Raw genomic sequence first — 18,959 nt, forward strand, 5'->3', positions numbered from 1 at the left:
CCCCCTCTTGGTTATGCCGCCTTGCGCAGCACGTCGCCGTCGATCGCGACGAGCACCGCACGCACGATCTCGTCCTCGCGGTCGATGACGAGCTTGCCGTCCTTGTCGATCACGAGCTTCAAAAAGTCCAGCACGTTGCGCGCGTACAGCGCGGACGCGTCGGCCGCCACGAGCGCCGGCAGGTTCGGCTCGCCGACGATCGTCACGCCATGCTTGATCACCGTCTTGCCCAGCTCCGTGAGCGGGCAATTGCCGCCCTGCTCGATGGCCATGTCGACGATCACGGAACCCGGCTTCATCGCGCGCACTGTCTCTTCCGAGATCAGTACCGGAGCCTTGCGGCCGGGGATCAGCGCCGTCGTGATGACGATGTCGGCCAGCTTCGCGCGCTCGTGCACGAGCTCCGCCTGGCGCCGCATCCAGTCGGCGGGCATCGGACGCGCGTAGCCGCCCACGCCTTTCGCGATCTCGCGTTCCTCGTCCGTAAGGAACGGCACGTCGATGAACTTGGCGCCCAGCGATTCCACCTGTTCCTTCACGGGCGGGCGCACGTCGGAAGCCTCGATGACGGCGCCCAGCCGCTTCGCGGTGGCGATGGCCTGCAGGCCCGCGACACCGACGCCCATGATCAACACGCGCGCCGCCTTCACGGTGCCGGCGGCCGTCATCAGCATCGGCATGAAGCGCTGGTACGCGTTCGCGGCCACGATCACGGCCTTGTAGCCGGCGATGTTGGCCTGCGACGACAGCACGTCCATCGACTGCGCGCGCGTGATGCGGGGTGCCGCTTCCAGCGCGAACGCGGTGACCTGCTGCTGCGCCAGCGCGGCGAGGTTGTCCGTATCGAACGGATTCAGCATGCCGACGAGGGCGGCGCCAGGCTTCATCAGCGCGCGCTCGTCGGCATCGGGGCTGCGCACTTTGAGGACGAGGTCCGCGCCGAACGCCTCCGCCGCCGTGACGATGCGGGCCCCGGCGGCGACATACGCGTCGTCGATCGCGGCAGCATGGACGCCGGCACCCGCTTGCACGAGGACTTCGTGCTGCGCGGCCAGCTTCTTGACGGTTTCGGGAGTTGCAGCGACACGCGTCTCGCCCGGCCTCGTTTCGGCCGGCACACCAATTCTCATGATGCCTCCGTATAATTGATAAACTGTCCACAATCTAGCATGTAATGCCCGCGATCAATACAGATGAGTGGTTTTTCGTAAACAGATCGGCAATTTTCATGGCACCGCGTGCGGTGGACTAGACGTATCCATTGGCTTTTTGTTTCAAATCAATATTCAAACTTGTCAGGAACTGTTGCACCGCAGCGTGCGCCCGAGCAACGCACGTTCCATCAAGGTAGAATGTCGGCTCACTACAAGGACGCGCATGACCCATACCTTCAGACCGTCAGTCACCGTCGCTGCCATCATCGAGCGCGATGGCCGGTTTCTGCTGATCGAAGAAGAAACCAGCGACGGCATCCGCCTGAACCAGCCTGCCGGCCACCTCGACCCGCATGAATCGCTCGAACAGGCGGTGATCCGCGAGGCGATGGAAGAGACGGCGCACGAGTTCATCCCGGAAGCCCTCGTGGGCATGTATTTGTCGCGCTACCACTCGAAATCGCGCGGGCACGACGTGACGTATCTGCGCTTCACGTTCTGCGGCAAGCCGGGCAGGCAGTTCGACCAGGCGCTCGACCACGGCATCCTGCGCACCTTGTGGCTCACGCGCGACGAACTGGCCGCGTGCCAGGAACGCCACCGCAGCCCCATCGTGCTGCGCTGCGTGGACGATTACCTGGCGGGCAAGCGCACCCCGCTCGACCTGCTGTACACGGACCACTCGGTGTTTAACAGCGGGCTAACCATCAAACCGGACGTAACCTGAAGCTATGCACAAAAAGAAAGTCGTGATCGGGATGTCCGGCGGCGTCGACTCCTCGGTCGCGGCCTGGATGTTGAAGGAACAGGGCTATGACGTCGTCGGCCTGTTCATGAAGAACTGGGAAGACGACGACGATTCCGAATACTGTTCCTCGCGCCAGGACTGGATCGACGCGGCCAGCGTGGCCGACGTCGTCGGCGTGGACATCGAGGCCGTGAACTTCGCCGCCGAATACAAGGACCGCGTGTTCGCGGAATTCCTGCGCGAATACCAGGCCGGCCGCACGCCGAACCCCGACGTGCTGTGCAACGCCGAGATCAAGTTCAAGGCCTTCCTCGACCACGCGATGAAGCTGGGCGCCGACCTGATCGCGACCGGCCACTACGCGCGCGTGCGCCAGAACGGCAGCAAGTTCGAACTCTTGAAAGCGCTGGATGCGACGAAGGACCAGAGCTATTTCCTGCACCGCCTGAACCAGGCGCAGTTGTCGAAATCGCTGTTCCCGCTGGGCGAGATCGCGAAGACGGAAGTGCGCAAGATCGCGGAAAAGCTGAACCTGCCCAACGCGGCGAAGAAGGACTCGACGGGCATCTGCTTCATCGGCGAGCGCCCGTTCCGCGAATTCCTCGGCCGCTACCTGCAGCACAAGCCGGGCCCGATCAAGCTCGACAACGGCCAGACCGTCGGCGAGCACGTGGGCCTGTCGTTCTACACGCTGGGCCAGCGCAAGGGCATCGGCATCGGCGGCCTGAAATCGCACAAGAACGCGGACGGCACGAGCGAGCCATGGTTCGTGGCGCGCAAGGACATCGCCACCAACACGCTGTACATCGTGCAGGGCCACGACCATCCCTGGCTGCTGTCGGCGCAGCTCGGCGCCGGCCAGGCGTCGTGGATCGCGGGCGAGCCCCCGCAGGCCCGCAGCCTGTCGGCCAAGACCCGCTACCGCCAGGCCGACGTGCCGTGCACGGTGGCGCCGGAAGGCATGGACCGCTTCTCGCTGGCGTTCACCGACCCGCAATGGGCCGTGACGCCGGGCCAGTCGGCCGTGCTGTACGACGGCGACGTGTGCCTGGGCGGCGGCATCATCGACACGGCCAGCGCCGTCTGATCCGGCGCGGCCGCCCGGCCGCGCCTGCCCTCTGTTGCGTTCTCCCCGCAGCCGCGCCATTTTTGGCCGCGGTTGCCATTCATCCATCGCATCGGACGCAAAAATGTCTTAGTCTTCAGGTATATTTCCGTATGGAAAATTTATTGCGGGGGATACCATGACTGAAGACATCGTCAACAATGCGACCGAAGTGCTGTCGTTCCGCCTGGGCGGCGAGGAATACGCGATCAGCATCCTGAAGGTCCAGGAAATCCGGGGCTACGATGCCGTCACGCGCATCGCCAACGCGCCCGACTACCTGAAGGGCGTCGTCAACCTGCGCGGGATCATCGTGCCGGTCGTGGACATGCGCCTCAAGTTCAACGTCGGCACGGCCACGTACGACGCGTTCACCGTCGTGATCGTCCTGAACATCAACAATCACACGATCGGCATGGTCGTCGACAGCGTGTCGGACGTCGTGACGCTCACGCCGGACCAGATCAAGCCGGCCCCGGACCTGGGCGCCACCGTGTCGGGCGACTACCTGCAGGGCCTGGGCACCGTGGGCGAGCGCATGCTGATCCTGCTCGATATCGACAAGCTGCTCGGCTCCGAGGAGATGGGGTTGCTGGCGGCGGCGAAGAACGCGGCGTAAGCGTCAGCGTGTTGGCAGTGGCTGCTTCATCGCGTCAAAGAAGTCGCCTCGCCAAAACACCACAATCTTTCCTTTGCCTTTCAGGAACGCTTCGGTGCAATCAAGGTCGATGACCGTGATCGTGTCGGGTAGTCCGAGATAGCCGACGCGGGCATGGTAGCCTTCACGCATGTACTTCGCCGCGTCTTCGCGGTGGCGCGTCAATTCCGGCTCGCGACAAGGTTCGACATCGACCACCACGCCGTCGCGCCGCACGACCATGGTCTTGCCGACCAGCGCAGCGGCCTGCTCGTCAGTCAGCGAGGCGATGTCGGCTGAATCGAGGACCTTGGTAAGCGTCCATGTGCCGAGAATATCGGCGTCTTTCCCGGGCTGCTTCGCCTGCGCCGGATGCGTGCCCAGCGCAAGCACGGTGGCCACAGTCAGCAAATGCGTGGAGATACGTACAGCGGACATATTTGCCTCCTTCGCTTATTTTTCGCCACTGCGGCCGCTTTTGCGGCTTCCAGGAACGGCGCGCTCTGCGCCGATCGACGCAAAATCAGGCCGCGCGCCAGCACTTTTTTGCCGTTCACGTGCGTCGACGTCATCGAGCGAATTTTCGTGGCGGCTTCGGCCAGGTGGCCGGTGTCGACGAGGGCACATTGCTCAGCGAGCACGTCAGTTTGAAGTACTCGAAAATCAAATAGGCGTATACGCAGCAGGGTATCGCCGGCGGCGTGCGAGGCAGTACGGTCGGGGGATGGGATCTGGCCGCGAACAAGGTCGCGGCATAGCGCCGGCCTCTCCCTCCGCCGCCTGCCGCATTTCAAGCACCCCGGTGTTTCTTGACGATGGCCAGCACGGTATTGCGGATCGTCTTCAGCACCGTATCGGCCTTGAACGGCTTGACGATGAAGCCGTGCACGCCGCCCGCCAGCGCCGCCTGGATCGCGGCCGCGTCGAGCGTGCCGGACACCATGAAGATCAGCGTTTTCGGCAGCTGCGCGCGCAGCTCGGCGATGGCGTCCTGGCCGTCCTCGAACTGCTCGCGTGCGATGCAGAAGATGTGCGGCTGGTGCTTCAGCGCGAGCGCGAACCCGGCCGCCGCCGTGTGGGCCTGGCCGGCGACGTCGTAGCCGCCGTCCGTGAGCACGGTGTTGAGCAGGCCGCGCGCCACGGCGCTGCCGTCGACGATGATCGCCTTGAGCATCGGTTTCTTTTCCACTTCAATGGGCCTCATAGGTCAACATATTCCACGTGACGCCCAGGCGCACGTCCGTCTTCAGCTGCACGAGCTTGCGCGACACGTCCAGGATCTCCCGTTCCGCGCGCAGGCGCTCGCCCAGCGGTGTCTTGAGGATGCCGGCGCCGGCCATCACGGCATCCAGGTCGCCGTACGCGTTCAGCAGGCGCGCGGCCGTCTTCATGCCGACCTTCGACACGCCCGGCACGCCGTCCGTCGGGTCGCCCATCAAGGCCAGCAAATCGTGCAGGCGCTCCGGCGCGACGCCGAACTTGTTGCGCACCCACGCGTCGTCGTGCCACTCGCCCTTGAAATGATCCCACACGAGCGCCCCGTGCGCGATCAGCGCGTGCAGGTCCTTGTCGGTCGTGGCGACGATGGCGTCGCCGCGTCCCTCGGCCAGCCAGCGCAGCACGCCCGTGCCGATCACGTCGTCGGCCTCGACCTCGGGCAGCATCAGCACGTGCAGGCCGGCCTTCGTCAGGCGCTCGTGGAATTCCGGCAGCGCCTCGCGCAGCACACCCGGCATCGGCGCGCGGCCTTCGCGGTAGCGCGGATACAGCGCGTGCCGCCACGTGGGGCCACCGTAGTCGAACGCGGCCAGCACGTGCGTGGGCGCGTGCGCCTCGAGCAGGTTGCGGAACGACGAGAACGCGTGGCGTAGCGCGATGCTCGCCTTGAGGTCGGAGTCCGGCTCGGGACTCGCCTCGTACACGCGTCGCACGATGTTCAAACCGTCGATGGCCAGCAGCTTCGCCATGTCTTGCTTACTTCACGAAGTCGTATTGTCCGCCCCGCTCGAGCGCGCGCCGGTAGGCCGGCCGTGCGTGGATCTTGTCGAGGAAGGCGACGAGGTTCGGATATTGCGCGGCCAATCCGCCCCGCGCGGCGGCCGCTTCCAGCGGAAAACTCATCTGGATGTCGGCGGCGGAAAACGCGTCGCCCGCGAACCACGTGCGCTTGCCCAGTTCTCCCTCCAGGTAGGCCAGGTGCTGGCGGATCTGCGGCAGCACGAACGTGTCCTTGACCTTGTTCGCGATCGCGCGCGCGATCGGGCGCACGAAGAACGGTGCCGGACTGCTCTCGACACGGTCGAACACGAGCTTCAGCAGCAGCGGCGGCATCGCCGAGCCCTCCGCATAGTGCAGGAAATACGTGTAGCGCAGGCGCTCCGGCGTGCCGGCCGCGGGCGCCAGCGCCGCGCCGTAACGGTCCACGAGGTACTCGATGATCGCCCCCGATTCCGCCACGACGAGGTCGCCGTCCTGGACCACGGGCGACTTGCCGAGCGGGTGTACGGCGCGCAGCTCGGGCGGCGCCAGCATCGTCTTCGGATCGCGCTGGTACTTCTTGATCTCGTATTCCAGGCCCAGTTCTTCCAGCAGCCACAGGATGCGCTGGGAGCGCGAGTTGTTCAGGTGATGGACGACGATCATGGAGGTTGGCGGACGTGATAAAGGCGGTAGCTTAGCATTGTTGCGTGCCGACCAGAAGCAAACTGACAACGGCACCGTTTCCCAAAAAGCCATATGCCTTGGCGAATACCCGATATATCCCTGTTGCCATTCGATATTCGAACATTTGCAAGACTATAAGAGAACGTTGTAGGGATGCCGCGCCGGCGCGCGATTTTTTGCCGAAATCGAGCATGACGAACGTCATCCCACATCTCCGTGATTAAACTCAATTTATGTTTCCCTAAATCAACGTGGGCCATCATGAAGTTCCGTCACCTCGCCATCCGCACCAAGCTCATGCTCAGCATGGGCGTCTGCCTGCTCGTATTCATCGCCATCTCCTCCACCCTGTCGATCACGATGACGAGTTCGCAGATGCGCGAACGGGTCGTCGGCAACGAACTGCCGGCGCAGATCAGCGCGATCCGCAACGACATCCAGCGCCAGATCGCGGAACCGGCGGCGATCTCGCAGACGCTCGCGAACAACACGTTCCTGCAGGCGTGGGAAGACGCCGGCGATCCGGACGACGGCCTCGCCGCGTGGACGACGCAGGCCAAGCGCCTGCAGCAGGCGAACAACGCGGCCACCGTGTTCTGGGTGTCGGACACCACGTCGAAATACTTCATCGAAAAGGGTCTCGATCGCACGATCGACAAGAAGGCCGACAAGGATGCGTGGTTCAAGAAATTCCTCGACAGTGGTGCACCCTACACGCTCAATCTGGACAAGGATGGCACCACGGGCGTCTACATGCTGTTCATCGACTCGCGCGTGCAGACGCCGGGCGGCAAGCTGGCCGTCACCGGCCTGGGCCTTTCCGCCGAAGCGCTGGCGAACAGCATCCGCAACTACCGCCTGGGCAAGTCGGGCTACGTCTACCTCGTGAACAGCGACGGCGTGCTCATCATCCACCGCGACCGCGGCCTGCTCGACGGCCACCATACGCTCGACAAGCAACCCGGCTTCACGCCCGAGCTCGCACGTGAACTGCTGGGCAAGCAGGCGTTCGCATCGAGCCGCTACGACGCGCCGGCGGGCCGCCAGTTCGTCGCCTCGTCGTACGTGCCGGAGCTGAAGCTGTACGTCATCGCCGAAGTGCCGGAGGCCGAGGTGCTGGACAATATCGGCCGCCCGGCCGCCGTGTCGGCCATCATCGCGGCCGTCGTCGGCGGCGCGATCGGCCTCGCCTCGATCTGGTTCGTCGCCGGTGCCATCTCGGCGCCCGTGATGGGCGCGGCCGGCATGTTGGGCGAGATCGCCGACGGTGAAGGCGACCTTAGCCGCCGTCTGCAATCGGACAGCGATGACGAGGTCGGCAAGCTGGCCCAGGCCTTCAACCGCTTCGTCGGCTCGCTCAGCGGCACGATCGGCAAGGTGCGCGACAGCAGCCATGTGATCGCGGGCGCGTCCGAAGAAATCGCACGCGGCAACATGGACCTGTCCGCGCGCACGGAAGCGCAGGCGTCGAGCATCGAGGAGACGGCTGCCGCGATGGAAGAACTGACGTCGACCGTGCGCAACAATGCCGAGCACGCGATCGAGGCGAACCGCCTCGTGTCCGAGACGGCGCAGTCGGCCGAGAAAGGTGGCACTGTCGTCGCCGAGGTCGTGCGCACGATGGGCGCCATCACGGAAAGCTCGCGCAAGATTTCGGAGATCATCGGCGTCATCGACGGCATCGCATTCCAGACCAATATCCTCGCCCTCAACGCGGCCGTGGAAGCGGCACGCGCGGGAGAACAAGGACGCGGCTTCGCCGTCGTCGCGGGCGAGGTGCGCACCTTGGCACAGCGCTCGGCCGCGGCGTCGAAGGAGATCCGCCAGCTGATCCTGGATTCCGTCGCCAAGGTCGACGCGGGCAGCGCGCTGGCCGACGGCGCGGGCCAGGCGATGGAAGCGATCGTCGCGTCGGTGCGGCGTGCGGAAGTCCTGATGCGCGACATCGCCGCGTCGAGCCAGGAACAGAGCACGGGCATCGCCCAGGTCAACCAGACGATCGCGCAGATGGACGACGCGACGCAGCAGAACGCGGCCCTCGTCGAGCAAGCCGCCGCCGCCGCGGCCGCGCTGCAGGAACAGGCGCGCGAGCTGGATGCCGTCGTCGGCACGTTCAAGCTGGCTGCGTCGGCCCAGTCCCTCGCCGCCAAAGCGGGCCGCAAGCGCCTGGCCGCGTAATTCGGGGTCAGAGCACATCTAGGTGCGAATTCGGGGTCAGAGCACATTATGAATCAGTGTCCAACGGGACAGTTCTTCTGCGGGATCGACATGCGGCACCACGATAGATCGCCAGCGCGCGGCGAAGCCGGCAACGCCTGACCTACCGGCTTGCTCAAGAGACCGTACTTCAGATAGTGGTCTGACCCCGAATTTACGCTCTGACCCCGAATTTCGGTGACGCGTTTGCAGAGTTTCCAACGGTTGGGTACTATGTTTTGTTGCAACTTTACCCAAGTTGCTTATTCAACCGTCCCCGTGGAGAACCATCCAATGTCGCGTCACCGCCTGCCCTCACTGTCCGCCCTTTCCCTCGTGCTCGCCGCCTGCTTCGCCACCGCGGCGCATGCGCAGACCTCGCCGATGGCGCCGGACATCCCGGCCGGCAAGTTCACCACGACGGTCCCGAACGCCGACTATGTGAAGCAGGACGTGATGATCCCCATGCGCGACGGCGTAAAGCTGCACACGGTGATCGTGATCCCGAAGAGCGTCATGACGGGCAAGGCGCCGATCATGCTGACGCGCACGCCGTACAACGCCACGCACCGCGCGGAACGCATGAAGAGCCCGCACATGGCCTCGATGCTGGGCGACGGCGACGACGCGTTCATCGAGAACGGCTACATCCGCGTATTCCAGGACGTGCGCGGCAAATACGGCTCGGAAGGCGACTACGTGATGACGCGCCCCGTGCGCGGCCCGCTGAACGACACGAAGGTCGACCACAGCACCGACGCGTACGACACGATCGACTGGCTCGTCAAGAACGTCCCGCAATCGAACGGCAAGGTCGGCATGGTGGGCTCGTCGTATGAAGGCTTCACGGTGCTGATGGCCCTCGTGGAACCGCACCCGGCGCTGAAGGCGGCCGTGCCGATGAGCCCCATGGTCGATGGCTGGCGCGGCGACGACTGGTTCCACAACGGCGCCTTCCGCAACCCGAACCTGTCGTACATCGCGGGCCAGAACGCGGCGCGCGGCGAAGGCGAACAGATCGTCACCGGCATCAACGACGATTACGAAGCGTGGCTGCGCGCGGGCTCGACGTCCGACTTCGCGCACCTGTACGGCCTCGACCAGCTGAACTTCACGAAGAAGCTGTTCGAGCATCCCGCGTATGACAGCTACTGGCAGGAACAGGCGCTGGACAAGATCCTCGCCAAGCGTCCCTTGAGCGTGCCCACGATGACCGTCGTGGGCCGCTGGGACCAGGAAGACATCTACGGCGCCTACGCCACGTATGCCGCCGTCGAGCCGCAGGACAAGACCAACAAGATGAATTCGCTGGTCGTCGGCCCGTGGCGCCACAGCGGTGTCAATTACGAAGGTTCGACCTTGGGCGCGCTGAAATTCACGGGCGATACCGCGCGCGAATTCCGCCGCGAGGTCATGCTCCCGTTCTTCAACCAGTACCTGAAGGACGGCGCCCCCGCGTTCGACACGCCGCCCGTGTGGTCGTACCAGACGGGCGTGAACCACTGGCGCCGCCTCGACCAGTGGCCGCTCGTGCCGGCCGCCACGCCGCTGTACCTGAAGCCGGGCTTCGGTCTCGGCTTCGACAAGGCGCAAGGCAAGGCCGACAAGGCGGCCGCGTTCGACGAATACGTGTCCGACCCAGCGAAACCGGTGCCGTTCGTGCCGCGTCCCGTGCACATGGGCGACGCGAACGTGTGGAAGCCGTGGCTCGTGACGGACCAGCGCAGCTATTCCGACCGTCCCGACGTGCTGACCTACACGAGCGCCCCGCTCACCGCGCCGCTGCAGCTGGCCGGCCAGCCGATGGTCGACCTGTACGCGTCGACGTCGGGCACGGACAGCGACTGGGTCGTCAAGCTGATCGACGTGTACCCGGACGAAGTGGCGGCGCAGCCCGAGCTGGGCGGCTACGAGCTGCCGATCGCGATGGACATCTTCCGCGGCCGCTACTACCAGGGCCTGGACAAGCCGGCCGCGATCCCCGCGAACAAGGCCGAGCGCTTCCGCTTCGCGCTGCCCAACGTCGACCACGTGTTCCTGCCGGGCCACCGCATCATGGTTCAGATCCAGTCCAGCTGGTTCCCGCTGTACGACCGCAACCCGCAGACCTTCGTGCCGAACATCTTCTACGCGAAGCCGGGCGACTACCGCAAGGCGACGCAGCGCGTCTACCACGCGCCGGGGCTGGAAAGCGCGATCGAACTGCCGGTGGTGCAGGCCGCGAAGTAATCCACGGTTCGGCACCGCACGGATTGCGCCCGCGCGCCGGCCTAGACTGCCGGCACGGGCGCAATCCTCATCGGCATCTCCGGCTGGCGTTACCCGCCGTGGCGCGGCGTGTTCTATCCGCCCGGCTTCGTGTTCGCCGTGAAGGGCAATCGCTTCCTCACCCACATGCTCAAATTGCGCGGCATCGAGACGCCGCTCGCCAACGTGCTCGCGTCGGGCGTGTTCGCGCTGCGCGAGAAGCTCGGCCCCATCCTGTGGCAGTTCCCGCCGCAGCTGCGCTTCGACGCGGACAGGGTCGAACGCTTCCTGTCCCTGCTGCCGCACGACACGGGCCAGGCCCTTGCCATCGCGCTGCTGCGCAAGCATGGCGTGGCGCTGGTGATCGCGGATACTGCGGGCAAATGGCCGGACATCGACGCGGTGACGGCGGACTTCGTGTACGTCCGGCTGCACGGCGAGCATGAGCTGTATGCGAGCGGATACGAGGACGCATCGCTGGAACGCCGGGCCGCGCGCGTGCGGGCGCCGTTCGATGCAAAACGATTGATAGAGTTGGTTGGAACTAAGGCGTAGGGTGGGCACCCCGTGCCCACGCGTACGTCAACGTGATGCTCCCGTCCGCGTGGGCGGAGGCCGCCCACCCTACGTATGGATCTTGATGATCTTGCGGCCTTTTGCGTCTTTTTCCGGCAAGGGTTCGGTCTCGCACGTGCCGCACGTATCGCACCCGCTGCCGCAACTCGAATCCGTCCCGAGCCACTTCACGATGCGGCCACGGCCCGTGCCGCGCGACAGCTTGTAGACGAGCCGCTCGCGCCACGCCTTCGGCAGGTACTTGGCCGCCCCATACAGCGCGGCAAAGGCAACGATCAAACCGACGATCAGGTACTGGATCATGATCAGCTCCCCAGCACGGCCCGTGCGATGTGGAAGGTCAGGAATGACGCGGTGTACGCGAGCGCGAACATGTAGCCGGCCATCAGGAAGGCGTAGCGCACGCTGCCCGTCTCCCGGCGCACGACCGACAACGTGGACAGGCACTGCGGCGCGAACACGTACCACGCGAGCAGCGACAGCGCCGTCGGCAGCGACCACGACGCGGCGATGATCGGCGTGAGCGAGCTGGCCACGTCGTCGCCCGTCGTCGACAGCGCGTACACGGTGCCCAGCGCGCCGACCGCGACTTCGCGCGCGGCCATGCCCGGCACGAGCGCGATGCAGATCTGCCAGCCGAAGCCGATCGGCTCGAACACGACGGCCAGCGCCCGGCCCAGCATGCCCGCGATGCTGTAGTAGATCGGCGGATGCGTCGCGCCTTCCGGTGCGCCCGGGAAGCTGGACAGGAACCACACGAGAATCATCAGCGTGAGGATCACGGTGCCCACGCGCGTGACGAAGATGCGCGCGCGTTCCCACAGGCCCAGCGCCAGGTTGTGCAAATGCGGCCAGTGGTAGGCGGGCAGTTCCAGCATCAGCGGCTGGTGGCCCTTGGCGCCCACGGTGCGCTTGAAGAAGTAGGCGACGCCCATCGCGCTGACGATGCCCGCCGCGTACAGCAGGAACAGCACGAGCCCTTGCAGGTTGATGCCGCCGCCCAGTTCGCGGTGCGGGATGAACGCGGCGATCACGAGCGCGTACACGGGCAGGCGCGCGGAGCACGTCATCAACGGCGCGATCATGATCGTCACGAGGCGATCGCGCGGGTTCTGGATCGTGCGCGCGGCCATCACGCCGGGGATCGCGCAGGCGAACGACGACAGCAGCGGGATGAATGCGCGGCCCGACAGGCCCACGCCGCCCATCATGCGGTCGAGCAGGAACGCGGCGCGCGGCAGGTAGCCGCAATCCTCCAGCACGAGGATGAAGAAAAACAGGATCAGGATCTGCGGCAGGTACACGAGGACGCTGCCCGCGCCGCCGAACACGCCGTCGACGATCAGGCCGCGCAGCGGGCCGTCCGGCAGCGCGTTGCCGACCCAGTGGCCCAGCGCGTCGACGCCGCTCTTGATCAGGTCCATCGGGGCGTTGGCCCAGCTGAACACGGCCTGGAAAATCAGGAACATCGTGGCCGCGAGGATGATGGGGCCGATCACGGGGTGCAGCACGACCTGGTCGATCTGCTCGCTCAGGTTGCCCTTGTCGTTGTCGTAGCTGACCGTCGCGTCGATGATGCGGCGCACTTCGCGCTGCGTCTCCTCGACGGGGACGGCATCGATGGCGGACAGCGGGTTCGGCGTGACGCGCAGGTCGAGCGGCATGGCTTCCAGCGCCGCCAGCAGGCCTTTCTCGCCGCCGGCCTGCACGGCCACGGTCTCGATGACGGGCATGCCCAGCTCTTTCGACAGGCGCGCCGTGTCGATCTCGATGCCGCGCTTCTTCGCGACGTCGACCATGTTCAGTGCCAGCACCATCGGCAGGCCGAGGCGCTTGATCTCGAGGACGAGGCGCAGGTTCAGGCGCAGGTTCGTCGCGTTGACGACGCAGACGACGGCATCCGGCGTCTGCTCGCCGGCGCGCAGGCCGGCAACCACGTCGCGCGTGATCGCTTCGTCGGGGGTGTGGGCGGCAAGGCTGTAGGCGCCCGGCAGGTCGAGCACGCGCAGCGGACGGCCGCCCGGCAAGGTGAAACTGCCTTCCTTGCGCTCGATGGTGACGCCGGCGTAGTTCGCGACCTTCTGGCGCGCGCCGGTAAGACGGTTGAACAGCGCGGTCTTGCCGCAGTTCGGATTACCCAGCAGGGCGACGAGCGGCGTTTTTGCGGCCGCCTGGACCTGCTGATCTACTGCTCCCATGTCCGTTCCATCACTCCGGCTGGATCGAGACGAGGGCCGCCTCGAAACGGCGCAAGGCGAACGTCGACTGGCCTACCTTCACCGCCAGCGGACCGCCGGGCAGCCCGCGCTTGAGCATGCGGATGCGCTCGCCCGGCACGAAGCCCAATTCCATCAGGCGGCGCGACACGTCGATGCCGCCGTCGCGGCTGCCGACCGCGTTCGGCGCGAGGTGGATCACGGTGCCGCTCTGGCCGGCCTTGAGGCTGTCGAGCGTGGTCAGGGTGGGTGCAAGAGTCATGGTGTCGCTTCCGGAGAATGGCGATGCAGTAACGGTTGGGTACATCATAAACCTAAATGCGAATTATTTCTATTTGCGGTTTGACTACTTCAGCTCACTCGGCCGCTTTTTACGCAACAACGCAACAAAAATACTTGCATTCGCGATCCGACTTCCGCAGAATACGAAGGGTAATGAGAATGATTCGCATTATAGCCCAAACAACTGGCTGTTCGTTCACACTCCGGAACCTTTCATGATCGTCTGCGTCTGCAATAACATCTCCGACCGCGAAATCCGCCAGGCCGTCGACCTTGGCCTGACGTCGATGGCCGACCTGTACAAGGAACTGGGCGTCGGCACCTGCTGCGGCAAATGCGTCAGCTATGCGCGCGAAGTGATGCACGAACACCTGGAGAGCAGGACGGTCGTTACCGAACTGCGCCGTACGCCGCACGACGGCCTGACCGCCTGACGCGCACGATCCCTGTTCCACTCCTGCCGGCCGTCGCCGCGCCAGCGGCGCCAGCGACGCCGGTCGTCTTTTCCCGCCGCGGCGGTGGCGACGGATGTTGCTCCGCACAATGCGCGCGCACCCGACCACGCCCCCTCCGGTCTTGGTAATATGTGACTTCCGATGCGCCCAGATTTCACTCCTATGCCCGTCATTCCGTTCCGTCCGCCAAAAGCGCCCTTTACGGTCCAGCCTCCCCCGCAGCCTTCGCGCCGTGCGCTCATCGTGAAATGGCTGCGCAAGACCCACGGCTGGATCGGTCTCTGGGGTGCCGTGCTGGGGCTGCTGTTCGGCGGCACCGGCATCCTCCTCAACCACCGCGCCGTGCTGAAGATTCCCGCCGCCCAGGCGCAGGAATCGACGGTGCAGATTCCCCTGCCGCAACCCGCGCCCGGCAATCCGCAGGCGCTGGCCGCGTGGCTCAAGCGCTCGCTGCGGCTGGAGCCGGAACCGGGTCGCGTGAAGTCCGAGGCCGCCCGTCCGGTCGCGTGGGGCGACAAGTCGATCGTGCAACCGGCGCGCTGGAGCGCCAGCTTCACGTCGCCGTCGGGCAACGTCCAGGCCGAGTATTGGGTGGGCAACAGCTACGTCACCGTCAAGCGCGCCGAAAACAATGTCTTCGGCACGCTCGTCAACCTGCACAAGGGTGTCGGGATGAGCGTGGGATGGATCCTCCTCGTGGACACGCTGGCCGGCTCCATCATCCTGCTGTCGCTGTCGGGCGTCGTGCTGTGGGCGCTCACCAACCGCCGCCGCACGGTGGGCATCGTGATCGGCGCCGTGTCGCTGCTGGCGGCGGGCGGCCTCGCGCTGGCGGCGATCTGATCGCTGTCGCCGGCCGGGCCGCGGTTTGCTATGATGCTATGACGACAACCGCACGCAAAGGCAATCCATGAAGGGCGATCCCAACATCATCCGGCTGCTCAACGCGCAGCTGACCAACGAGCTCACCGCCGTCAACCAGTACTTCCTGCATGCGCGCATGTACAAGCACTGGGGCTTCGACAAGCTGGGCAAGAAGGAATACGACGAATCGATCGGCGAGATGAAGCATGCCGACCGGCTGATCGACCGCATCCTGATGCTGGACGGCCTGCCGAACCTGCAAGCACTGCACAAGCTCCTGATCGGCGAGTCGACGCAGGAGATGCTGGAATGCGACCTCAAGCTGGAACGCGCGGCCCAGATCACGGTGAAGGAAGGCATCGCCGCCGCCGAAATCGCGCACGACTACGTGTCGCGCGACCTGCTGCTCGACATCCTCGAGGACACCGAGGAACACATCGAGTGGCTGGAGACGCAGCTCGACCTCATCGTCAAGGTCGGCATCCAGAACTACCTGCAGTCGCAGATGGGCGAATAAGGGGCGGCAATGCGCGCCGCCCAGCTACCCTCGGCGGCGTCCGTCAGAACACGAGGTCCAGCGTCACGCTGAACAGCTTGGCGTCATGCGTGAAGTCGTAGTTGCTGGAATCCTTGACGGCATCCCATTGCACCTTGAGGTCCATGTTCTTCCTGAAGTCCCAGCGCACGGCGGCAAAGCGCGTCGTGTCGTTCTGCGTCGACGTATAGGTCGGCGTCAGTTTTTCCTTGTATGACGAATAGCCGACCAGCGGCGTGAACTGGCCCACGCGGTAGCCCACCGTCGTCGTCCAGCTGGACGACTTGTAGTCGAGCGCGGGACGCATGAAGCGGTTGGCTTCCGCGCGCACGAGCCAGTTGCCGTAGTCGATGGTACCGGACAGGCCGATGATGCGCTGGCGCGTGCCGTTGGACGACGAGACGTCCTCGCCCGGCGGGTGGAACGTCAGGTCGATCGAGTTCTGCATGTAGATCAGGCGCGCGCCGAACACGTCGTCCGACACGTCCAGGTAACCGCCCAGGATGTGCTTCCAGGCGTCGTCCACCTTGTAGCCGTAATAGATCTTGCGCTGCTCGATATTGTCCTTGGTGACTTCCTGGCCGGCGAACAGCGTGCCCGTCACGGCCCAGTCGCCGAAGCTGCGCGTATGGCGCACGTTGACGCCGTTATAGGCCCCCACTTCCCAGCCGTAGATGTCCTGCGGGACGCGCACCCAGGGCAGCGAATAGCCGATGTAGACGCTGTCGGAATAGGCGTAAATCGGCAGGCGGCGCCGGCCGACCTGCACGGTGGTGTCGGGGGCGACGTCGTAGGAGAGATAGGCCCAGTCGACGTCCAGCTTGCCTGGCCGCGACGCGCGCCAAACAGCCTGCGCCGTGGCGGAGAGCTTGTCGGTGAGCTTGTATTTGAGCTGCAGGCCGGCCAGCGATTCGCGTGTGGCGCTCCATTCGTTCTTGTCGTACACGGCACCGTGCTCGTAATTGCCGATGAAGCAGGGGCACTGGGCGTCCAGGAACTGGCCGTCGTAGCCGCTGTAGGCCTTGCCGGCGGTAAGGGTGGCGAAACCGGTGACGCTCAGGTCATCGGCATGGGACGCGCCCGCGCTGGCCAGCAGGGCGGCGATCAATAAAGTTTTCATGCGTATGCTTGGATTCGGTAGACGGTGGTGCAAGGCGGTGGTCAGTTGACCGTGGCGATGATCGTCACGGATGGATCAATGTCCTTCTTGTCGATGTAGCCGACGGCGTTCGGATCGGCCGCCACGGCCTTCTTCATGGCGGCGGCGCTGTCGACTTCGGCCGGCGGCGTGCCCGTACCGGTCAGGATCAATTTGCTCCACGTGGCCAGCACCTGGGCCGGCGTCTTCTTGCAGGCCTTGGCATAGAACTCGTCGCGCAGCGGGCTCTTTTCGTTGAAGTTGATCGAGGTCGGCGCCTTGACCTTGCCGAGGTACGCCTGGCAGACCTGCGCCAGCGGCGGCGGATTGGCCGCGTGGGACGAGACGATGATGCCGATTTCGGCACGCGCCGCGGGCGCGGCCAGCAGTGTGGCCAGGACCGCGCCCGCGAGGGCTGCCGGTCCTGCCATGATTGGTTTCTTCATGTTGGACAGTGACGTTGACGAAAGGGGTAAAGCGGAGTGCGCTCAGGCGCGGCGCAACTGCGGCGCGGGCAAGCGTGCGTTCGGCGCCCGTGCCGGCGGGGCATCCGTACGCGCGAGCGTGAACACGCTCACGACCTGGGCCAGGCTCGCGGCCTGTGCGCGCAGCTCGGCGGCGGAGCCCGCGGTCTCCTCGACCAGGCGGGCGTTGTGCTGCGTGTCCTGCTCCATCTGGGCGACGGCGGCGTTGACGTGCTCGATGCCATCCGTCTGCTCGGTGCTGGCCGCCGCGATGGCGGCCATGATCGACGTCACGCGCTGCACGCCGGCGACGATCTCGCCCATCGTGCTGCCCGTCTGGTCGGCGAGCTTCGTGCCCAGTTCGACCTGCTCGACGGAGCGCCCGATCAGCGCCGTGATTTCCTTGGCCGCCGTGGCCGAGCGCTGCGCCAGGCTGCGCACCTCGCCCGCGACGACGGCGAAACCGCGCCCTTGCTCGCCCGCGCGCGCCGCTTCCACGGCCGCGTTCAGCGCGAGCAGGTTGGTCTGGAACGCGATGCCCTCGATGACGCTGACGATGTCCGCGATCTGGCGCGAGGACGCATGGATCGCGCCCATCGTGTCGATCACCTGCCCCACCACCTCGCCGCCGCGCTTCGCGGCATCGGCCGCGGAACCGACCAGGGCGTTGGCCTGGGCCGCGCTCACGGCGTTCTGCTTGGCCGTGCCCGTCAGGCCGCCGATCGACGACGTCGTTTGCACGAGCGCGGCGGCTTGCTGCTCCGTGCGCGCGGACAGGTCGCCGTTGCCGTCCGCGATGCGTTCGGACGTGGCGGCGATCGTGTCCGTGGCGAGGCGCGCCTGGCTGACGATGCGAACGAGGCTCGCGTTCATGTGCTGCAGGGCCAGCAACAGCTTGCCCGTCTCGTCGCTGGACGTGACTTCGATGGTGCTCGTCAAGTCGCCCGCGGCCACCGTCTCGGCCACGCGCACGGCTTGCTGCAACTGCCCCACGAGGATGCGCGCCACCAGCAGCGCGACGCCGATGGTCAGCGCCACGCCCAGCGTGCCGATGGCCGCGCCACCCAGCACTGCCCGGTTGGCCGCACCGGTCGCGGCGTCGATGGTGGCGATGAAATGCTCGCGCGACGCGGTGCGGAACGCGGCGGCGTCCTTGCGGTAGGTGGCCAGGTTGGCCGCCATGGCCTGCATCTTGTCCTTGGCGGGGAGTCCCGCATGCTGCGCCATCGCGTCCGCGACGTCGCGCGCTTCCTTGTAGTAGACGTCGAATTCACCGGTCAGGCGCTGCAGGTCCCGGGCGTGCGCGCCGTCGATGCGGCGCAGGCGGGCATAGTTGTCGCGGACCTTGGCGGCCAGCGCGTCGGCGTTCGGCAGTTGCTCCGGTTCGCCGGCCGTGGCGGCACTGTTCAGGATATCGATGATCTTGTCGAGCGAACCCGTGTTCTCCGTCATCGCGTCCAGCACGGGATATTGCACGTCCCGCACGTCGGTCAGGCTGCGATTGTTCTGCTTGGAGACGAAGGCCGTGAAGCCGAGATAGGCAACCATGCACACGATGGCGATGGCCGGGGCGAACAGGACTTTCCACAAAACGGGCACGCGGTTGAGCAACTTCATGTGGATCCTATACTGATGGCATTATTTCCATAATACTATTTCCAATAGTACATATAAAAGT

Annotated in this window: 22 protein-coding genes; 9 read left to right on the forward strand and 13 right to left on the reverse strand. The window is 65.5% G+C overall.

Annotated features, from left to right (window positions below; translation table 11 throughout):
• Positions 1-11 precede the first annotated feature (11 nt).
• Entirely contained in the window at positions 12-1,130 is a 1,119-nt protein-coding gene (locus HAV22_RS18680; RefSeq protein ID WP_166861142.1) for a Re/Si-specific NAD(P)(+) transhydrogenase subunit alpha, read from the reverse strand.
• A gap of 247 nt (positions 1,131-1,377) precedes the next feature.
• Here HAV22_RS18680 and HAV22_RS18685 point away from each other — a divergent pair, with 247 nt between their 5' ends.
• The 3 genes from HAV22_RS18685 to HAV22_RS18695 all read left to right on the forward strand — a co-directional run bounded on the left by HAV22_RS18685 (position 1,378) and on the right by HAV22_RS18695 (position 3,626).
• A complete protein-coding gene (locus HAV22_RS18685) occupies positions 1,378-1,881 on the forward strand; it encodes an NUDIX hydrolase (protein ID WP_166861144.1) in 504 nt (167 codons plus the stop codon).
• 4 nt (positions 1,882-1,885) lie between these two features.
• Positions 1,886-2,989 (forward strand): tRNA 2-thiouridine(34) synthase MnmA, encoded by a 1,104-nt coding sequence (mnmA, locus tag HAV22_RS18690; protein ID WP_166861145.1) that lies wholly within the window; start codon positions 1,886-1,888, stop codon positions 2,987-2,989.
• 157 nt (positions 2,990-3,146) lie between these two features.
• Positions 3,147-3,626 carry a chemotaxis protein CheW gene (locus HAV22_RS18695; protein ID WP_166861147.1) on the forward strand — a complete coding sequence of 160 codons (480 nt, stop codon included), beginning with the start codon at positions 3,147-3,149 and terminating at the stop codon, positions 3,624-3,626.
• 3 nt (positions 3,627-3,629) lie between these two features.
• Here HAV22_RS18695 and HAV22_RS18700 read toward each other — a convergent pair whose 3' ends face one another.
• From HAV22_RS18700 to HAV22_RS18725, 6 genes are all read right to left on the reverse strand, one after another.
• On the reverse strand, positions 3,630-4,082 hold the full coding sequence (locus HAV22_RS18700; protein WP_166861149.1) for a hypothetical protein: 453 nt from the start codon (positions 4,080-4,082) through the stop codon (positions 3,630-3,632).
• On the reverse strand, positions 4,049-4,285 hold the full coding sequence (locus tag HAV22_RS18705; protein ID WP_166861151.1) for a hypothetical protein: 237 nt from the start codon (positions 4,283-4,285) through the stop codon (positions 4,049-4,051). The genes HAV22_RS18700 and HAV22_RS18705 overlap by 34 nt, the downstream gene beginning before the upstream one ends.
• Positions 4,286-4,434: 149 nt before the next feature.
• Complete coding sequence (locus HAV22_RS18710) at positions 4,435-4,818, reverse strand: response regulator (RefSeq protein WP_166861297.1); 384 nt, start codon at positions 4,816-4,818, stop codon at positions 4,435-4,437.
• Between the two features lie 16 nt (positions 4,819-4,834).
• On the reverse strand, positions 4,835-5,611 hold the full coding sequence (locus tag HAV22_RS18715) for a 5'-3' exonuclease (protein ID WP_166861153.1): 777 nt from the start codon (positions 5,609-5,611) through the stop codon (positions 4,835-4,837).
• 7 nt (positions 5,612-5,618) lie between these two features.
• Positions 5,619-6,287: a glutathione S-transferase gene (locus tag HAV22_RS18720; protein ID WP_166861155.1), complete on the reverse strand. Its 669-nt coding sequence runs from the start codon at positions 6,285-6,287 to the stop codon at positions 5,619-5,621.
• A 31-nt stretch (positions 6,288-6,318) separates the two neighbouring features.
• Complete coding sequence (locus HAV22_RS18725; protein WP_166861157.1) at positions 6,319-6,513, reverse strand: hypothetical protein; 195 nt, start codon at positions 6,511-6,513, stop codon at positions 6,319-6,321.
• A gap of 56 nt (positions 6,514-6,569) precedes the next feature.
• Between HAV22_RS18725 and HAV22_RS31540 the strand changes: the two genes are divergently transcribed.
• The 3 genes from HAV22_RS31540 (at position 6,570) to HAV22_RS18740 (ending at position 11,306) form a co-directional block, all read left to right on the forward strand.
• A complete protein-coding gene (locus HAV22_RS31540; RefSeq protein WP_308789227.1) occupies positions 6,570-8,486 on the forward strand; it encodes a methyl-accepting chemotaxis protein in 1,917 nt (638 codons plus the stop codon).
• Positions 8,487-8,798: 312 nt separating this feature from the next.
• Positions 8,799-10,733, forward strand: coding sequence for a CocE/NonD family hydrolase (locus HAV22_RS18735; protein ID WP_166861158.1), 1,935 nt, complete (start codon positions 8,799-8,801; stop codon positions 10,731-10,733).
• A 108-nt stretch (positions 10,734-10,841) separates the two neighbouring features.
• A complete protein-coding gene (locus HAV22_RS18740) occupies positions 10,842-11,306 on the forward strand; it encodes a DUF72 domain-containing protein (RefSeq protein ID WP_371869682.1) in 465 nt (154 codons plus the stop codon).
• Between the two features lie 69 nt (positions 11,307-11,375).
• Here HAV22_RS18740 and HAV22_RS18745 read toward each other — a convergent pair whose 3' ends face one another.
• From HAV22_RS18745 to HAV22_RS18755, 3 genes are read right to left on the reverse strand one after another with little or no spacing between them, the layout of a single operon-like run.
• Positions 11,376-11,630 (reverse strand): DUF6587 family protein, encoded by a 255-nt coding sequence (locus HAV22_RS18745; protein ID WP_166861159.1) that lies wholly within the window; start codon positions 11,628-11,630, stop codon positions 11,376-11,378.
• Between the two features lie 2 nt (positions 11,631-11,632).
• The gene (feoB, locus tag HAV22_RS18750) at positions 11,633-13,525 is read right to left on the reverse strand and encodes a ferrous iron transporter B (RefSeq protein WP_166861161.1); all 1,893 of its coding nucleotides are present in this window, start codon (positions 13,523-13,525) and stop codon (positions 11,633-11,635) included.
• Between the two features lie 10 nt (positions 13,526-13,535).
• Complete coding sequence (locus HAV22_RS18755) at positions 13,536-13,805, reverse strand: FeoA family protein (protein WP_052170598.1); 270 nt, start codon at positions 13,803-13,805, stop codon at positions 13,536-13,538.
• A 235-nt stretch (positions 13,806-14,040) separates the two neighbouring features.
• On the opposite strand from HAV22_RS18755, the gene HAV22_RS18760 reads away from it, so the two are divergent.
• From HAV22_RS18760 to bfr, 3 genes are all read left to right on the forward strand, one after another.
• Positions 14,041-14,259 carry a (2Fe-2S)-binding protein gene (locus HAV22_RS18760; RefSeq protein ID WP_166861162.1) on the forward strand — a complete coding sequence of 73 codons (219 nt, stop codon included), beginning with the start codon at positions 14,041-14,043 and terminating at the stop codon, positions 14,257-14,259.
• Between the two features lie 183 nt (positions 14,260-14,442).
• Positions 14,443-15,123, forward strand: coding sequence for a PepSY-associated TM helix domain-containing protein (locus HAV22_RS18765; RefSeq protein WP_371869683.1), 681 nt, complete (start codon positions 14,443-14,445; stop codon positions 15,121-15,123).
• Positions 15,124-15,190: 67 nt separating this feature from the next.
• The gene (gene bfr, locus HAV22_RS18770; protein WP_166861165.1) at positions 15,191-15,661 is read left to right on the forward strand and encodes a bacterioferritin; all 471 of its coding nucleotides are present in this window, start codon (positions 15,191-15,193) and stop codon (positions 15,659-15,661) included.
• Positions 15,662-15,704: 43 nt separating this feature from the next.
• On the opposite strand, the gene HAV22_RS18775 is transcribed toward bfr, so the two are convergent.
• From HAV22_RS18775 to HAV22_RS18785, 3 genes are read right to left on the reverse strand one after another with little or no spacing between them, the layout of a single operon-like run.
• The gene (locus tag HAV22_RS18775) at positions 15,705-16,799 is read right to left on the reverse strand and encodes a hypothetical protein (protein WP_166861166.1); all 1,095 of its coding nucleotides are present in this window, start codon (positions 16,797-16,799) and stop codon (positions 15,705-15,707) included.
• A gap of 41 nt (positions 16,800-16,840) precedes the next feature.
• Positions 16,841-17,248, reverse strand: coding sequence for a hypothetical protein (locus tag HAV22_RS18780; protein WP_166861167.1), 408 nt, complete (start codon positions 17,246-17,248; stop codon positions 16,841-16,843).
• A gap of 57 nt (positions 17,249-17,305) precedes the next feature.
• The gene (locus tag HAV22_RS18785; RefSeq protein WP_208296266.1) at positions 17,306-18,898 is read right to left on the reverse strand and encodes a methyl-accepting chemotaxis protein; all 1,593 of its coding nucleotides are present in this window, start codon (positions 18,896-18,898) and stop codon (positions 17,306-17,308) included.
• Between the last annotated feature and the right edge of the window lie 61 nt (positions 18,899-18,959).

The sequence above is a fragment of the Telluria antibiotica genome (assembly GCF_011682055.1).
Taxonomy (GTDB): Bacteria; Pseudomonadota; Gammaproteobacteria; order Burkholderiales; family Burkholderiaceae_D; genus Telluria; species Telluria antibiotica.

Excerpts from the sequence above, each read along its gene's own strand:
- HAV22_RS18680 (WP_166861142.1), bottom strand. The coding sequence starts at position 1,130 with ATGAGAATTGGTGTGCCGGCCGAAACGAGGCCGGGCGAGACGCGTGTC.
- HAV22_RS18685 (WP_166861144.1), top strand. The coding sequence starts at position 1,378 with ATGACCCATACCTTCAGACCGTCAGTCACCGTCGCTGCCATCATCGAG.
- mnmA (WP_166861145.1), top strand. The coding sequence starts at position 1,886 with ATGCACAAAAAGAAAGTCGTGATCGGGATGTCCGGCGGCGTCGACTCC.
- HAV22_RS18695 (WP_166861147.1), top strand. The coding sequence starts at position 3,147 with ATGACTGAAGACATCGTCAACAATGCGACCGAAGTGCTGTCGTTCCGC.
- HAV22_RS18700 (WP_166861149.1), bottom strand. The coding sequence starts at position 4,082 with ATGTCCGCTGTACGTATCTCCACGCATTTGCTGACTGTGGCCACCGTG.
- HAV22_RS18710 (WP_166861297.1), bottom strand. The coding sequence starts at position 4,818 with ATGCTCAAGGCGATCATCGTCGACGGCAGCGCCGTGGCGCGCGGCCTG.
- HAV22_RS18715 (WP_166861153.1), bottom strand. The coding sequence starts at position 5,611 with ATGGCGAAGCTGCTGGCCATCGACGGTTTGAACATCGTGCGACGCGTG.
- HAV22_RS18720 (WP_166861155.1), bottom strand. The coding sequence starts at position 6,287 with ATGATCGTCGTCCATCACCTGAACAACTCGCGCTCCCAGCGCATCCTG.
- HAV22_RS18725 (WP_166861157.1), bottom strand. The coding sequence starts at position 6,513 with ATGACGTTCGTCATGCTCGATTTCGGCAAAAAATCGCGCGCCGGCGCG.
- HAV22_RS31540 (WP_308789227.1), top strand. The coding sequence starts at position 6,570 with ATGAAGTTCCGTCACCTCGCCATCCGCACCAAGCTCATGCTCAGCATG.
- HAV22_RS18735 (WP_166861158.1), top strand. The coding sequence starts at position 8,799 with ATGTCGCGTCACCGCCTGCCCTCACTGTCCGCCCTTTCCCTCGTGCTC.
- HAV22_RS18745 (WP_166861159.1), bottom strand. The coding sequence starts at position 11,630 with ATGATCCAGTACCTGATCGTCGGTTTGATCGTTGCCTTTGCCGCGCTG.
- feoB (WP_166861161.1), bottom strand. The coding sequence starts at position 13,525 with ATGGGAGCAGTAGATCAGCAGGTCCAGGCGGCCGCAAAAACGCCGCTC.
- HAV22_RS18755 (WP_052170598.1), bottom strand. The coding sequence starts at position 13,805 with ATGACTCTTGCACCCACCCTGACCACGCTCGACAGCCTCAAGGCCGGC.
- HAV22_RS18760 (WP_166861162.1), top strand. The coding sequence starts at position 14,041 with ATGATCGTCTGCGTCTGCAATAACATCTCCGACCGCGAAATCCGCCAG.
- HAV22_RS18765 (WP_371869683.1), top strand. The coding sequence starts at position 14,443 with ATGCCCGTCATTCCGTTCCGTCCGCCAAAAGCGCCCTTTACGGTCCAG.
- bfr (WP_166861165.1), top strand. The coding sequence starts at position 15,191 with ATGAAGGGCGATCCCAACATCATCCGGCTGCTCAACGCGCAGCTGACC.
- HAV22_RS18775 (WP_166861166.1), bottom strand. The coding sequence starts at position 16,799 with ATGAAAACTTTATTGATCGCCGCCCTGCTGGCCAGCGCGGGCGCGTCC.
- HAV22_RS18780 (WP_166861167.1), bottom strand. The coding sequence starts at position 17,248 with ATGGCAGGACCGGCAGCCCTCGCGGGCGCGGTCCTGGCCACACTGCTG.
- HAV22_RS18785 (WP_208296266.1), bottom strand. The coding sequence starts at position 18,898 with ATGAAGTTGCTCAACCGCGTGCCCGTTTTGTGGAAAGTCCTGTTCGCC.